Annotated in this window: 16 protein-coding genes, 1 tRNA gene and 1 other RNA gene; 12 read left to right on the forward strand and 6 right to left on the reverse strand. The window is 65.9% G+C overall.

Annotated elements, in window-relative coordinates:
* Positions 1 to 33 precede the first annotated feature (33 nt).
* An RNA gene (ffs, locus tag L1080_RS23035) (signal recognition particle sRNA small type) lies at positions 34 to 128 on the reverse strand.
* A 116-nt stretch (positions 129 to 244) separates the two neighbouring features.
* Between ffs and L1080_RS23040 the strand changes: the two genes are divergently transcribed.
* The 4 genes from L1080_RS23040 to L1080_RS23055 all read left to right on the forward strand — a co-directional run bounded on the left by L1080_RS23040 (position 245) and on the right by L1080_RS23055 (position 2,820).
* Positions 245 to 739 (forward strand): hypothetical protein, encoded by a 495-nt coding sequence (locus tag L1080_RS23040; RefSeq protein ID WP_250765365.1) that lies wholly within the window; start codon positions 245 to 247, stop codon positions 737 to 739.
* Between the two features lie 60 nt (positions 740 to 799).
* A tRNA-Ser gene (locus L1080_RS23045) sits at positions 800 to 887 on the forward strand.
* Between the two features lie 145 nt (positions 888 to 1,032).
* A complete protein-coding gene (locus tag L1080_RS23050) occupies positions 1,033 to 1,989 on the forward strand; it encodes an alpha/beta hydrolase (RefSeq protein WP_250765368.1) in 957 nt (318 codons plus the stop codon).
* A gap of 180 nt (positions 1,990 to 2,169) precedes the next feature.
* Positions 2,170 to 2,820, forward strand: a complete 651-nt coding sequence (locus L1080_RS23055) for a YoaK family protein (RefSeq protein WP_250766520.1) — start codon at positions 2,170 to 2,172, stop codon at positions 2,818 to 2,820.
* Here the strand turns inward: L1080_RS23055 and L1080_RS23060 are convergent.
* Positions 2,795 to 3,310, reverse strand: a complete 516-nt coding sequence (locus L1080_RS23060) for a COG4315 family predicted lipoprotein (RefSeq protein WP_159918899.1) — start codon at positions 3,308 to 3,310, stop codon at positions 2,795 to 2,797. The genes L1080_RS23055 and L1080_RS23060 overlap by 26 nt on opposite strands.
* 157 nt (positions 3,311 to 3,467) lie before the next feature.
* On the opposite strand from L1080_RS23060, the gene L1080_RS23065 reads away from it, so the two are divergent.
* Genes L1080_RS23065 through L1080_RS23075 form a run of 3 tightly spaced genes read left to right on the forward strand, consistent with a single transcriptional unit; the run spans position 3,468 to position 6,412 of the window.
* Positions 3,468 to 4,277, forward strand: coding sequence for a helix-turn-helix domain-containing protein (locus tag L1080_RS23065; RefSeq protein WP_250765371.1), 810 nt, complete (start codon positions 3,468 to 3,470; stop codon positions 4,275 to 4,277).
* Positions 4,274 to 4,834, forward strand: a complete 561-nt coding sequence (locus tag L1080_RS23070; RefSeq protein WP_250765374.1) for a TIGR03086 family metal-binding protein — start codon at positions 4,274 to 4,276, stop codon at positions 4,832 to 4,834. The genes L1080_RS23065 and L1080_RS23070 overlap by 4 nt, the downstream gene beginning before the upstream one ends.
* Positions 4,835 to 4,873: 39 nt before the next feature.
* Complete coding sequence (locus tag L1080_RS23075) at positions 4,874 to 6,412, forward strand: metallophosphoesterase family protein (protein ID WP_250765377.1); 1,539 nt, start codon at positions 4,874 to 4,876, stop codon at positions 6,410 to 6,412.
* A gap of 64 nt (positions 6,413 to 6,476) precedes the next feature.
* Here L1080_RS23075 and L1080_RS23080 read toward each other — a convergent pair whose 3' ends face one another.
* Together L1080_RS23080 and L1080_RS23085 are read right to left on the reverse strand one after the other, a co-directional pair.
* Positions 6,477 to 6,950, reverse strand: a complete 474-nt coding sequence (locus L1080_RS23080) for a winged helix-turn-helix transcriptional regulator (protein WP_250765380.1) — start codon at positions 6,948 to 6,950, stop codon at positions 6,477 to 6,479.
* Positions 6,951 to 6,959: 9 nt separating this feature from the next.
* Positions 6,960 to 7,826 (reverse strand): alpha/beta fold hydrolase, encoded by an 867-nt coding sequence (locus L1080_RS23085; protein WP_250765383.1) that lies wholly within the window; start codon positions 7,824 to 7,826, stop codon positions 6,960 to 6,962.
* Between the two features lie 242 nt (positions 7,827 to 8,068).
* On the opposite strand from L1080_RS23085, the gene L1080_RS23090 reads away from it, so the two are divergent.
* Together L1080_RS23090 and gluQRS are read left to right on the forward strand one after the other, a co-directional pair.
* Positions 8,069 to 8,683 (forward strand): TetR/AcrR family transcriptional regulator, encoded by a 615-nt coding sequence (locus tag L1080_RS23090; RefSeq protein ID WP_250765386.1) that lies wholly within the window; start codon positions 8,069 to 8,071, stop codon positions 8,681 to 8,683.
* 16 nt (positions 8,684 to 8,699) lie between these two features.
* Positions 8,700 to 9,674, forward strand: a complete 975-nt coding sequence (gluQRS, locus tag L1080_RS23095) for a tRNA glutamyl-Q(34) synthetase GluQRS (RefSeq protein WP_284707345.1) — start codon at positions 8,700 to 8,702, stop codon at positions 9,672 to 9,674.
* Here the strand turns inward: gluQRS and L1080_RS23100 are convergent.
* Positions 9,640 to 10,239 carry a DUF4190 domain-containing protein gene (locus L1080_RS23100; RefSeq protein WP_250766522.1) on the reverse strand — a complete coding sequence of 200 codons (600 nt, stop codon included), beginning with the start codon at positions 10,237 to 10,239 and terminating at the stop codon, positions 9,640 to 9,642. The two genes, gluQRS and L1080_RS23100, sit on opposite strands and share 35 nt — an antisense overlap.
* Before the next feature lie 207 nt (positions 10,240 to 10,446).
* On the opposite strand from L1080_RS23100, the gene L1080_RS23105 reads away from it, so the two are divergent.
* The 3 genes from L1080_RS23105 to L1080_RS23115 all read left to right on the forward strand — a co-directional run bounded on the left by L1080_RS23105 (position 10,447) and on the right by L1080_RS23115 (position 13,036).
* Complete coding sequence (locus L1080_RS23105; protein WP_250765389.1) at positions 10,447 to 11,415, forward strand: DUF2189 domain-containing protein; 969 nt, start codon at positions 10,447 to 10,449, stop codon at positions 11,413 to 11,415.
* Between the two features lie 156 nt (positions 11,416 to 11,571).
* A complete protein-coding gene (locus L1080_RS23110) occupies positions 11,572 to 12,180 on the forward strand; it encodes an RDD family protein (RefSeq protein WP_159918893.1) in 609 nt (202 codons plus the stop codon).
* Positions 12,181 to 12,301: 121 nt separating this feature from the next.
* Positions 12,302 to 13,036, forward strand: coding sequence for a queuosine precursor transporter (locus L1080_RS23115; protein WP_159918892.1), 735 nt, complete (start codon positions 12,302 to 12,304; stop codon positions 13,034 to 13,036).
* Here the strand turns inward: L1080_RS23115 and tgt are convergent.
* The gene (gene tgt, locus L1080_RS23120) at positions 13,018 to 14,268 is read right to left on the reverse strand and encodes a tRNA guanosine(34) transglycosylase Tgt (RefSeq protein ID WP_250765391.1); all 1,251 of its coding nucleotides are present in this window, start codon (positions 14,266 to 14,268) and stop codon (positions 13,018 to 13,020) included. The two genes, L1080_RS23115 and tgt, sit on opposite strands and share 19 nt — an antisense overlap.
* Positions 14,269 to 14,370 lie beyond the last annotated feature (102 nt).

Genomic DNA, 14,370 nt, shown 5'->3' on the forward strand with positions numbered 1-14,370 from the left:
CTTTCACCGACGTGATGAGTCGGGTATGCGAAAGATAGGGGACCCCGCGCACCCGGCAGAGCCCGTTGACCCTTGCTGCCTTCCGGCCCTGGGGGAGTTCACAGGATGCGCGCCGCGCGGGATCCACCACAGAGTGTAGACGGCCCCGAACCGCCGCAGGGATCCACCCCGGAACCGGGGCCCGGTGCTACGGTCGCCACCGCATTCGGCCACCTCGGGCCGAAAGACCGATGGGATTTGAGGGATGTATCGGAGAAGGGCCGCGCGGGCGGTGGCACTCGGCAGCGTCGTGGCGGCGCTGTCGGCGTGCGGAGGGGGCGACGACGAGCCGACCTCGGACGACGCAGCGCGTTGGGATGCGGTGGACCCGTGCACGTTGGCCGACGAGGCAACGCTGGACCCGTTGCTGAGGGCCGACGTCGGCAACGGCACGCCGGTCGAGGCCGACGAGCGTCGCAGCTGCACGTGGGGCCGGCCCGAGACGCTGAACACCGTCACGGTCACCACGACAGACACCGCCGCCCCCGACAAGCCCCTGCGCATAATCGAGGTGCTCGGAAAAGAAGGTCGCGCCCTTGCCGAGAGCAAGTACCAGTGCATCCTCGAGTTCACCACCGACTCGGGCACCCTCCTGATCGACACGACTTTCGGCCTGGACGCCGTCGCGGACCCGGACACCTCGTGCAACCGGTCGGTGCCGCTGGCCGAACACTCGCTGACCGTGCTGCATTGGGCGTAGAACCGCGCTTTCACCTGGCCGTTTAACACCGAGGCGGGGTCGTTGGGTATGCTCCTCCACGGAGGATTCGCCTAGTGGCCTATGGCGCTCGCCTGGAACGCGGGTTGGGTTAACGCCCTCAGGGGTTCAAATCCCCTATCCTCCGCCACAGGAACCCCTGTGAACTGCTGAAAAGCGGTTCACAGGGGTTCTTTCCGCTTCGCATCCACGCCTTCTTGAATACGCAGAGTAGTTATCTTCCTGTTATCGTTCGTGGCGCAGTGTGTGTCGGTACGAGATAAAGGGACAATTCCATGGCGATTCGTCGCACCCGCGCGTTGATCGTGGGCCTCGTCGCAGTGTTGGCGTCGGGCCTCGCATCCGCTTTGACCGGAGCCGGCATCGCCCATGCCGACTCGGCCCTGATCTCGGTGTATTCACCCTCGATGGACAAGCACATTTCCGTGAAGGTGCTGAAGGCCGCGGGCGGTGGTCCTGCCCCTACCCTGTACCTGCTCGACGGGTTGCGGGCGCCGGACAACAACAACGGCTGGCTGATCGAGACCGACGTGGAGAGCTTCTTCGCCGGCAAGCACGTCAACGTGGTCATTCCGTTCGGCGGCGGCGGCACCTTCTACTCGGATTGGCAGCGCGACGATCCCAAGCTCGGCCGCGTCAAGTGGGAGACCTTCCTCACCAACGAGCTGCCCCCGGTGATGGCGTCGCAGTTCGGCAGCGACGGGGTGAACAACGCCGTGGCCGGTCTGTCGATGAGCGGCACCTCCGCGCTGAACCTCGCCATCCATCGTCCCGACTTCTACAAAGCGGTCGCCTCCTACAGCGGATACCCGACGGCCAGCTCCCCCGGCTTCGCCCAGGGTATTCAGGTTTCCGTCGCCCAGATGGGCGGCAACGCATCGAACATGTGGGGCTTCTGGCCGTCACCGGCGTGGATTCGCAACGACCCGCTGCTCAACGTCGGCGCCCTGCGCGGCAAGTCCGTCTACATCTCCTCCGGTGCAGGCGCGGCGAGCGATCCCACCGTCGACCCGGACAGCGATCACTTCGACCCGGTGAAGTTCTCGCAGACCGTTCCCCTCGAGACCGCCGCCGGTCTGAGCAGCCGGACCTTCGTCCCCGCCGCGCAGCGCGCCGGCGCCAAGGTGCAGACGCGCATCACCGATGAAGGCCTCCACACCTGGAACTACTGGCAGGAACGGCTGCACGAGTCCTGGGCCGGCACGATCGCGCCCGCCCTCGGCACCTCCTGAGCCGAGCGTTCCCCTCGCCTGACCTTCCACCACAGTGGCCCCCGATCTCGGATCGGGGGCCACTGTGATTTCAGGCCACTGTGATTTCAGGCCACGGTGTTTCTCAGCCACGGTGTTTCTCAGCCACGGTGTTTCTGCACGGTGTTGGATAGTGCTGTGCCGATCGACGACAGCAGGCGGATGCTCACCCTCGCCGTCGTTCTGTCCGTCCTGGCCGGATACGTCGACGCTCTCGGGTTCATCACCCTCGGTGGGTTCTTCGTCGCGTTCATGAGCGGCAATCTCACCCGCTTCAGCGTCGGATTCGCCGAAGGAACCTGGGCGCATGCGCTGACGGCCGCAGCCGTCATCGGCGTGTTCGTCCTGGGGACCGTGCTGGGTGCAACAATCGTCCACCTCGCCGACCGGCGGAACCTGCCGGTGAAGAGCACCGTGCTCGCGGCGGTGTCGGGCCTGCTCCTCGCAGGGTCTGTCGCCGCGAGCCTCGATGCGAGCACGGTGGCGGTCGGCGCCATGCTGCTCGCGATGGGGGCCGAGAACTCCTTCTTCCAGCGCGACGGCGAGGTGAGCGTCGGACTCACGTACATGACCGGTGCCCTCGTGAAGATGGGCCACCGACTCGCGGCCGTCATGTTCGGCGGCTCCCGCTGGGCGTGGCTACGTCACTTCGCGTTGTGGGTCGGGCTGGTGGTGGGCGCGGTGACGGGCACCCTCGCCCACCGCTGGGTCGGATTGGACGCCCTGTGGTTCGCGGCGGTGCCGGCCACTGCGCTGACCGTCCTCGTCCACCGGACGGTGGACCGCGCTACTCGCCGCCGGCGGTCGTCGTGACGGGGTTACCCGAGGAGTCGAGGGTCCACCAGACACTGCCCACAGCCTGTCCGAACGCGTCCCCGGGCTCGTTGTCGTCCTTGTAGCGGTACACCGGCCGCCCGTTGACGGTCAGCTGGTGGGTACCGTCCGCTGCCGGGATGGTGTCGACGACGACCTCCTGCAAACCCTGGACGACAGGATTCTCGGTGACGCTGGTGACCGGCGGCCACGATTCGAGGCAGGGGCCACGGCACGAACTCGCACCGGACCCGACCTCGTCGTTGTCGTACACATACACCGTCATACCACCGGTATCGACGACCACTTCACCGATGGTCGTCGGGCCCATCTTCAGAACGGGTTCACCGGGGGACGCAGGTGGCGACGTCGGAGTCGGTGACACGGGTGCGTTTCCGCCCGTATCGCCGGAGTCGGTGCTGTCGTACGCGCAACTCGAGAAAGCCAGGCTGACGGCGGCGATTGCGGCCAGCGCCCATGTTCGTCTCATGGAGTCCTCGTTCTCTGTGACGGCGGTATGGCGGGCCTCCGGGGAACCTCGACGGACCCGTGCCTACAGTTCACCTCGAGTTGTCCGCCGGTGCGGGCAGTTTCGCGTGATGCCGCGACAGCGGCAGATGTCGGTGCGCGTGACTACGCTCCCTGTCATGGGCTGGTACACGCCGACCTCACCGTCGTCCGATCTCACCGACACCCTGGTGTGCGGTTGGTCGGCGCGAACCGAGGGCGAGCACCTGCTGGTGCCGGACGGTTGCATGGACCTTCTGTGGATTCGCGGGATCGGCATCCGGCTCTGCGGTCCCGAAACATCGGCCTGGTCGTTCACCCTGCCGCCGGGCACCGAATCGGTGGGCGTGCGTTTCCGGCCGGGCGCTGCTTCGCCACTGTTTCGAACCCCGGCGTCCGAGGTACGTAACATCCGCGTCGGGCTGGGCGACGTCCTCGGCTCGAGCTGGGAACGAACACTCACCGACCGGCTGGACAACGCGGCGGGAAGCGACGAGCGAATCACGTTGTTCGAGAACGCCGTGCGATCCTTGCGCGGCAGCCGACGCGAAGCGGATCCGCTGATCGGCCACGTGCGCCGGGCGCTGGCTCGTCACTCCTGGAACGTGGGCGCGCTCGCCGACGCCACGTCAGTCACCGAACGGCAACTACAGCGGCGGTGCAACGACTCGTTCGGATACGGCCCGGCGACCCTGCGCGGAATCCTGCGGCTTCAGCGGTTCATGGCGCTGGCCCAGTCCGGAAAGCGAAGGAGCCTGGCCGAACTCGCCGCCACCTCGGGGTACAGCGATCAGGCGCATCTGTCCCGCGAGTGCCGCCGGATCTCCTCACTGACCCCCTCCGACCTGCTTGCGAGCGAGGCACCCGGCTGGCACGGCAGCGCCTCCGTCGTCGATGTCGGAAATGTTCAAGCCCTCGACCGCTTCGGAGGGGAAGAATCGGCAGCATGACTTCGACAACGGACACCCCCGCCGCCCATTACCGAGATCTGGCCGAGAAGTTCACCGCTCGCGTCGAATCCGTGCCCGCCGACCGCTGGAACAATGTGTCGCCGTGCGAGGGCTGGACCGCCCGCGACCTCCTGCGCCACGTAATCGACACCCAGCGGTACATCGTCACCGTGGTCGACCTCGAGCTGCCCGCCGGCCCTTCCGTCGACGAGGATCCGGCCGCCGCGTGGGCGGCCACCCGCGACGGCATGCAGGACATCCTCGACGACCCCGAGCGCGGAAGCCGCGAATACGAAGGACACTTCGGCCGCACCACCCTCGCCGACACGGTCGGCAGCTTCTACTGCTTCGACCTGGTGGTCCACGGATGGGACCTCGCGCGGGCCACCGGCCTCGACGAGACGATCCCCGCCGATGACCTCGCGTGGGTACGCACCGTCGCCGAGCAACTCGGCGACAACATTCGCATGGCAGGCGTGTGCGGGCCGGCCGTCGAAGTGCCTGCGGACGCGGACGAGCAGACCCGACTTCTGGGCTTCCTCGGTCGCAAGGCCTGACGATCGGCGCCGTCCCGGCCACACTTGTAACCTCAGGTCATGGGTGTGCCGGGCAGGTTAGCCACGTTGATGGCCGTGTCGCTGGTTGCCGGTGTGCTCAGCAGCGACGGGGTTGCCGGCGCAGAACCGGAGCCGCGCGGCGCCCAGGGCCTGGCGTCGCGCGGGCTGCTGAGTTCGACTCCACTGCACTCCGCGGTCATGTTCGCCGGCATCACCGACGATCTCACGCCGTCCGGTCGTGTGCCCGGCGACGAATCGGACCGCACATCGGCCACCACCCACCGCTTCGACGAGTACCCGTACATGCGATACGAGGTCACGTTCGCGCCGGGCACTCTTGCCAACGAGGTGGTCTGGGAAGGCCGTTCGGTCAACCTCGACGACGTGGCACTGCATGTCTGGGATGAGCAGGCGGACAGCTGGGGTGAGCCGGTGGCCACCGCGCGACCCGACAATCCGGGCGGTCCGGTGAGGCTGAGCACCCGCATCGAGGGTGCCGATTCGGCCCAGATCCTCGTCATCGACAGTCCTCGCCGCGACCGTTCCTTCCGCGATGCCAACTCCGAGGCCGACCAGCAATTCGCAGATCCGGCGTCCTACGACTTTGCGATTCAGCACATCACCGACACCCAGTACGTGTCCCGGGACAATCCCGCGGTGTTCGACAGCATGACCCGCTGGACGGTCGACAATGCCGCGGACCGGAAGATCGCGTACTCGATGCACACCGGTGACCTGGTCCAGAGCTGGATTCGGCCGGGGGCGCCCGACACTCGCGCCCGCCCCGAATTCGAAGTGGCGGACAAGGCGATGTCGACTTTGGAAGACGCCGGCATTCCGCACGGCGTCCTGCCCGGCAATCACGACAATCTGTGGAATGTCGGCGGCCGCCTGATCCCGGGCGAGCATGAGAAGAACCACGCCCTCTACAACGAGTTCTTCGGCCCGTGGCGATACCGGGACAGGCCGTATTGGGGTGGGTCGGTGACGGACACCGACAACTCGGCTCATTACGACCTGCTCGACCTCGCAGGTGCGAAGTTCTTGATGCTGTACATCGGCTACAACCCGCCCGAGCGGGTACTGCAGTGGGCGGAGGACGTTCTCGCCGCGCATCCGGATCGCAATGTGATGATCGGCAGCCACTACTACCTCGACGAGGACGGCTCCCTGCGGATGAGCGGCTTCGGCGACATCGGCGGAAGCGCCGGACAGCAGATCTGGAACCGGCTCGTCGCGCCGTTCGACACGGTGTTCCTCGTCCTCGCCGGACATGTCGACGGGCAGACGACGGTCACCGACAGAAAGGTCGGGGACACCGACCGCACCGTGGTGGAATTGCTCGCCGACTACCAGAACTTCCGGGTCGACAACCGTCGGGAGACCGGCTTCCAGCGGCTGCTCCAATTCGACCTCGACGGCGGCACCCTCGCGGTGACCACGCACTCCCCCGCGTTGAACAGTTTCCGCGTGGAAGATTTCGACCCGCAAAGACGCTACGAGCCCGGTGACGGTGATTTCGTCACCGATGTGGAGTTGCGGGCCGACATGCCCCGCGCCGTCATTCCGGCCACCTGACGTGCACGTCTGACTCGAGGCGCACGTCGATCATCCTGTCCCTCTCCTACCCCTTTCGCGCAAGCTAACCGGCAGAGAGGGGGTCTGTTCGTAGTCCGGGCCCCGGCGGCAGTTCCAGTTCCGTGCCGGAAACAGTCTCGCCGCACTGCTCGCACACCAGCTCGGCGTGCAGCTGACCACCGCACTCACGGTGCCGGGTCAGCCGCGGTAGGCCGTCCGGCCCCGACCGGTGCCGGTCGCCCCAATGCATGAGTCCGACCACCGGCGTGCAGAGTTCGAGGCCGACCGCGGTGAGCCGGTACTCGAAGCGAGGCGGACGCTGCTGATACTCGACGCGCTCCAGCACACCCGCCTCCACCAACCGCTTGAGCCGGTCGGTGAGCACGTTGCGGGCGACGCCCAGGCTGTGCTGGAACTCGTCGAAGCGGCGCAGGCCGAGCATCGCGTCGCGCACTATCAGGAGTGTCCATCGCTCGCCGAGAACTTCGAGCGTGCGAGCGATGGAGCACACCTGGCCGTCGTACGTGCGGTTGAGCATCCGCCGATTCTACGCCGACAAGGTTGCGTGACGATACTCGCCCGTCATGAGGTCGGCGACCAGCTCGGGCTCGTCGACCTGTACGTAATGCCCGGAGTTTTCGACCAGATGCAGGTTGTTGTCGGGGAACTGGCCGGCGAATCGCTTCGCCAACCGCGGATTGAGGAACGGGTCGCTGACGCCGAAGATGATCCGCACGGGACGGTGGAAATGCTGCAGCTGGCGGGCCTTGAACCGCCGGGAAACCACCTGGCCGAGCATGCCGGAGGTGTGCCGCCAGAACGCCGGACGTGACGCGCGAAACTGCTCGAACAGCTGCGGGACGAGTTCAGCGCGTGCGTCGCCGTCGCGGATGAATGAGCCCACCTGGTAGTGGAAGAGGCGCCGCTCGAGGTCGGGTCGCATCGCCGAAAGCCGACGGGGGATCGCGTTGAGCCCGGGCGTCGAGTACAGCACGATGGCATGTGGCCGGCGAAGGCCGATCGTCCACTCGTAGTAGGTGTTGAGCAGGACGAGCTCCTCGACCCGCTCGGGGTTCCGCAGCGCCCAGTCGATGGCCGGCGGACCGGACGCGTCGTGCGCGACCAGCACGACTCGCTCGTCCGGCAAGCTGTTGACCACCGCGTCGATGTCGCCGACCTGGTTGGTCGCGGTGTACGGGTAGCCGGACGGTTTGTCCGATTCGCCCCACCCGAGGAAGTCGAATCGCACCACGCGCCGGCGACCGACAAGGTGCGGCATGAGGCGGTCGTAGAGGTGCATGCTGTCGGGAAAGCCGTGCATGAGCACCAGTGGTGCTCCCGGTCCGTCCGTGATTTCCGCGTGTATCCGGTGCTGTCCTCGCCGGACCAGAAGCGGTGTTGTCGTCGTATCCATCAGGGTCTGCTCCACATCAATGTGAGTTGTTTCACGCAACTCGGCAACCGTAGCATGAGTCTCGTGAAGAAACTAACCCTTGTCATCGTTGCCGGCGAACCGGAAAATGTGCTGCCGCGTGACCGTGCGGCCCACGTTTCCGGCCTGCGAGTAACGCTGAACCCACTGGCCACACGCGACACTTTGCGACACAGGGGCACCTGACACGTGTATTGATTCAATACGCAAGTAATGTTCTATCCATGCGCGAACGCCGATACTCCTCGACCAGTCCAGAGCACCTCGCGGCAGCCCTGTTCGATGTCGCGGCCCAGGCAGGCCTCGAGGGTGCCAGCGTTCGCGAGGTGGCCAAGCGGGCCGGCGTGTCCATCGGCGCCGTGCAGCATCATTTCTCCACCAAGGACGAGATGTTCGCCTTCGCCCTGAGGACTCTCGTCGACAAATTGCTCACCCGTCTGGCGGACGTGGATCAGGGCGGCGACCCCGCCCGCGGCCTGTTCTCGGCCTTGTCGCAGCTACTTCCGCTCGACGCGGCCAGGTCCCGCGAGGCCCACGTCATGGCCGGGTTCGCCGTCCGTGCGGCCACCTCGGCCTCGCTCGCCGAGATTCGCCGCACGACCCTGTTCACCATCCGTACCAAGCTGTCCGCGGTGTTGATCGGCATGGGCGTCCACGAGGCCGAAACACGCGCGGCGTTGCTGCTCGCCGCCGTCGACGGCCTCGCGCTCCACGCGCTCGGCAGCCCCGCCCTGTACCCGCCGGAGTACCTCGAGCACGCCCTCGACATCCAGATTGCCATGGTTCTGCAAGGCGCCGAGGTCGTGCCGACGACGTCGTCGATCGAACTGGCCAGCTGACCCCACCGCCTCGCCGATGTCCCAGTCGCCGCACCCGATAACGCCGCCCTCCCAGGCGGAGCCGAACAACGCCACCGTCGGTGCGGGCCGATTCGCGCCCAGCCCGTCAGGAGACCTGCACCTCGGGAACCTCCGCACTGCCCTGTTGGCGTGGCTGTTCGCGCGGTCGACCGGCCGTCGTTTCCTGATGCGCGTCGAAGACCTCGACCGCGTCCGCCCGGGCGCCCGCGAGCAGCAACTGGCAGATCTCCGCGAACTCGGCCTCGACTGGGACGAGGACCTCATGGTGCAGTCGGACCGGCTCGAGCACTACCGGGACGCGGTCACCCGACTCGAGTCGGCCGGCCTCACCTACGAGTGCTTCTGCACGAGAAGGGAAATCCTGAAGGCCCCGTCCGCACCCCACGCACCGCACGGTGCGTATCCCGGCATCTGCCGAAACCTGACGCGAGAAGAACGCGACGCGCGGCGAGCCGGTGGCCGTCCCCCCGCCCTGCGCCTGCGCGCCGAGGTCGGGTCGTTCACGATCGACGATCTGCTGCACGGCAGCTATTCCGGGATGGTCGACGACCTCGTGCTGCGGCGCGGTGACGGCACGCCCGCGTACAACCTCGCGGTGGTGGTCGACGACGCGGCCCAGGGCGTCGACCAGGTGGTGCGCGGCGACGATCTGCTGTCGTCGGCGCCCCGTCAGGCCTACCTGGCCGGACTACTCGGACTGACGGCGCCCCAGTACGCCCACGTCCCCCTGGCCCTCGACCAGGAAGGCCGGAGACTAGCCAAGCGCGCCGGTGCCGTCACGCTCGGCGACCAAAAGGCTTTGGGGCGCACACCTCGTCAGGTACTCGCCATGCTGGCCACCTCGTTGCGACTCACCGCGCCCGACGAGGAAGTGGACCTGGCCGGGCTGCTCGACCGCTTCGAACCGGCTCGGCTGCCGCGCGAGCCGTGGGTGATCACACTCCCGACGACGCCGCCGCAATCACCATGACGAGGAAGAACAGAATCCACCCGAGGATGTACGCCGCGCCGAGGGCGATACCGGCGATCGCGAGTCCCCGACCCTGTTCCCCGGACCGCTTGATCTGACCGAGTGCAACGACCCCGAGAATGATGCCGACGATGGCGCCGAGACCGTAGACGCAGCCGCCGACGATCGAGACGACCAGTGCGGCGATCGCCAGCCCGTTGGTTCCAGGCTGCTGCGCATACGGCGCGCCATACGCATTCGGGGGCCCGTACCCCGGAGTCGGGGCACCGTACTGGTTCGGGGCGGCATACTGATTCTGCCCGCCGTACTGTGCCTGGCCGCCGTACTGGTTAGGTGCCGCGTACGGGTTTGGTGTCCCGTACGGCTGAGGCGAACCGCCGTACTGATCGGTGCCACCGTACTGGTTCGGCGTGGCAGGGGGATTGGGGCTTCCGTACTGCCCCTGGCTCTCCGGCGCCGGCGACGTTCCGTAGGCGCCCGGCTGCTGATAGTCGGGATACTTCTCGGTGGGCGCCGAATACGTGGGGTTGCCGGAGGCGTCGACCCCGTATCCGTCCCGCGGCAAACCCGGTACCTCGCCGTAGCCGGGCGGGTATTGGCCGCCGTCCGGATTCGAGTTGTCCGATCCCCCAGAATTAGTCACGTTTACCAGCGTAAGGCATGAAATCGCCTCGAGAAGAAGCGGTCCAAAGGTGGGCAAGTAAAGGTTCGTCCACGTAGTGTCTATTCGCACTGTCATACGCAAGCACTCAATTCTTGCTGAGGGGAACACATGACGACTGGTGGATACGACCCGAACGACAAACCAGAGGGCGGTGATCAGGGCGGATACCCTCCGCAGGGCAATCCCCCACCACCTCCCGGCGGATATCCGCCGCCCCCCGGGAATTACCCACCGCCGCCGCAGGGACCACCTCCCGGCGGATATCCGCCGCCTCCCGGGAATTACCCACCTCCGCAGCAGGGGGGAAATTATCCACCCCAACAGGGCGGAAATTACCCACCGCCGCAGGGTAATTACCCACCGCCTCCGCAGGGTCCGCCGCCGGGTGGATATCCGCCGCCTCCGCCCGTAACGGGTTACGGCGCCCCCGGCCAGACACCGGGACAGCTGTCGGTGGGCAACGCGATCAGCTACGGCTGGAACAAGTTCAAGGACAACGCGCTCATCTGGATCGGGATCATGCTGGTCGCGGCGGTCATCCAGGTCGTCTTGAACCTGATTTTCGGCGGTTTCAGCACGTCCTCCGACCTCTCCGACACCTTCACGGTGTGGCGAATCATCGGAACGCTCGTCACCACGGTGGTCGGTTACCTGATCAATGCCGCCCTCGTGCGGGGAGCGCTTCACGAGGTGGACGGCAACAAGCCTGCCTTCGGATCGTTCTTTCAGTTCACGAATATCGGTGCGATCATCATCGCGAGCCTGATCGTCGGTGTGCTGTCCACCATCGGTTTCATCCTGCTCGTCATACCGGGTCTGATCGTCGTCTTCCTCACGTGGTGGACGCTGCAGTTCGTGATCGACCAGAATCAGGACGCCGTCACTGGTATCAAGTCCAGCTTCGGAATCATTTCCCAGAACGTGGGACCGCTTCTCCTGCTGGCTCTCGCCTTGGTCGGTATCAACATTCTCGGCGCGATTCCGTGCGGACTCGGACTGCTCGTCACGATTCCCCTCACGATCATCGCCTCGACGTACGCATACCGCGTGCTCACCGGTCGTTACGTCTCGGCCTGACGGCCTGAACTCACCGCGGGTGAGCGTGCTTCCCGTCCACCCGGACGGCAAGCGCGCTCACCCGTTTCACTATCCGTCACAGGAACCCCACTCTCCCCATGCGTAATGTGCTCGGCGTCATCCGAGACACACAGACTCGAGATTCGAGGGGGAGATATGACTACTGGCGGATTCGATCCGAACCAGGGGCACCAACCGTTCGGTGCCCAGCCGCAGGGGGAGCACCGGTACGGGCAGCAATCCAGTGAGCAGCAGTTCGATTCGGGGCAGGCTTTTGGTACTGCACCGTTCGCCCAGCCCGATTTCGGGTTCGACACGTCCCGCCCGGGCGAGCTGCTTCCACGCCTGGGTGCGCGCGTAATCGACGGCCTGATCGTGGGGATTCCCACCGCCATCGTCACGACGATCATCTCGCTGGCACTCGGTTCGGTTCTCGGTAGTGTCGTCGGTGCCCTTCTCACCGCTGCCGCAGTGATCGGGTACTTCGTGCTGCTGGAGACCACGCGCGGGCAGACCCCGGGAAAGCAGCTCTTCGGCCTTCGGGTGGTAGGACCGAACGGTGGACTGCCCACACAGCAGCAGTCGCTGATCCGGAACAGCTTCTACGTCCTTTCGGCGCTCGGCGGTCTGCCCCTGATCGGGCTCGTGTTCGGACTCCTCGGCACGGTCGCGGCCATCGTCATCGGTGTGACGATCAACAGCAGCCCCACGAAACAGGGCAAGCACGACGAGCTCGCCGGCGGTACTCGCGTCGTTCAGGGCTGAGCGCTGCCACTGGTGTCGCGCCTGCGGGTGAACGTACCTTTCGTCGCTTCAGATCGGACAAAAGGTACGTTCATCCGATCCTGATTCGCGCCACTCCACCCGCAAGTGCTTGGATTGCGGCGTGACAGCCTCAGATCAGCACGTAGAGCAAGCCGACCATGCGACGTTCGCGCACGTCAGTCGCGGGTACTACCCCACGTTCGTCGCATTGTTCACCGCGACGCTGCTGATCTCGAATATCTGCGCGACCAAGGGGGTCGCATTCTTCAGTGATTCGTCGCTGACCCTCGGTCCGCTGCAGATCCTGCCCGTCATCACCGACGGCGGCTTCTTCCTCTTCCCGCTCGCCTACATCGTCGGCGACGTCCTCAGCGAGGTATACGGGTTCAAGTCGACGCGTCGGGCCATCTATCTGGGATTCGGCGCCCTGATTCTCGCCGCGTTCTGCTTCTGGCTCCTCATCGAGCTCCCCGCCGCCGATTTCTACGAAAACCAGGACGCCCTCAGCGCCGTCGTCGGTGTCTATCCCCGACTGTTGCTCGCCGGACTGGCCGGTTACCTGGTGGGCCAGATGCTGAACTCGGCGACGCTGGTCCTCATCAAGGAGCGCACCAAGGAAAAGCACCTGTGGGCGCGGCTGATCGGCTCCACCGTCGTCGGGGAATTCGCCGACACGCTGATCTTCTGCTCCATCGCAGCCGGCGCCATCGGCATCACGACGTGGACCGACTTCGTCAACTACGTGATCGTCGGTTTCCTGTGGAAGACCTTGGTGGAGGTGCTGGTCATGCCCATCACCTATCGGGTCATCGCCTACGTGAAGAAGCGCGAACCGACCTACGTCCTCGCGGCGTAGAAGCGGCCCAGGGTGTCGGCCTTGAACTCGTCGAAGTAGCCGCCCTCGATGCTTCCCCGGATCTGGTCGACCAGCCGCACGGTGAACCGTTCGTTGTGGATGGTGCAGAGGGTCGACGCCAGCATCTCCTTGGCCTTGAACAGGTGATGGAGGTACGCCCGCGTGTAGTTGGCGCAGGTGTAGCAGTCGCAGTTCTCGTCGATCGGCGTGAAGTCGCGACGGTTCTTGCTGGTGTTGATATTGAAGCGGCCGTCCGGGTGATAGATCGCCGCATTGCGTGCCACGCGTGACGGGTTGACGCAGTCGAAGGTATCGGCGCCGTTCTCGATGGCCACGAAGAAGTCGTCGGGTTCGCTGATGCCGAGCAGGTGCCGGGGCTTGTGCTCGGGCAGTTCCTCGTTGCACCAGCGGACGATGGTGCCGAGGTTCTGCTTCTCCAAAGCGCCGCCGATGCCGTACCCGTCGAATCCGCGTCCGCTTTCCCCGCGAATCGACTCGAGTCCGCGGCAGGCCAGCCTGCGTAGATCCTCGTACTGAGCGCCCTGAACCACACCGAAGAGGGCCTGATAGGGACGGTGCGCCCGCTCGGCCGTGAGCTTCTCGTGTTCGGCGATGCACCGCACCGCCCACGCCTGGGTGCGCTCCACGGACCTCTCCTGATAGCCGCGGGTGTTCAGCAGGGTGGTGAGCTCGTCGAACGCGAACATGATGTCGGCGCCGAGCTGATGCTGGATCTGCATCGACACCTCGGGCGTGAACCGATGCCGCGACCCGTCCAGGTGCGATTTGAAGGTGACGCCGTCGTCGTCGACGGTGGCCAGACGTTCCTTGCCCTTCGCGATCACGTCGTCGGATCGCACGCCGACGGCCTCCATGGCGAGGACTTTCTTGAAACCCACCCCCAGCGACATCACCTGGAAGCCACCGCTGTCGGTGAAGGTGGGGCCGTCCCAGTTCATGAACTTGCCCAGGCCCCCGGCCTCGTCGACGATGTCCGGTCCCGGCTGCAGGTACAGGTGATAGGCATTGGCGAGCACGGACTGCGCGCCGAGGTCCTGCATGCTTTCGGGCAGCACCGCCTTCACCGTGGCCTTGGTGCCGACGGCGACGAACGAGGGTGTCGCGATGTCCCCGTGCGGCGTGTGAATGGTCCCGGTCCGGCCCAGCCGGCCCTCGAGTCGCGTGCCTACGGTGAAGAACGGATCGGGCGGGGTGGGGACTACAGCATTCACTGGTGTATCCAATCACGGCCGGCCGTGCGTACTTCCTCACCTCCGGTATGCGCGGGTGAGTCAGCCGGGAAAGTTTGGGTATCCCCTCGGCAGAGTCGGCGC

The organism is Rhodococcus sp. MSC1_016 (assembly GCF_023667485.2).
Lineage (GTDB): Bacteria > Actinomycetota > Actinomycetes > Mycobacteriales > Mycobacteriaceae > Rhodococcus_F > Rhodococcus_F oxybenzonivorans.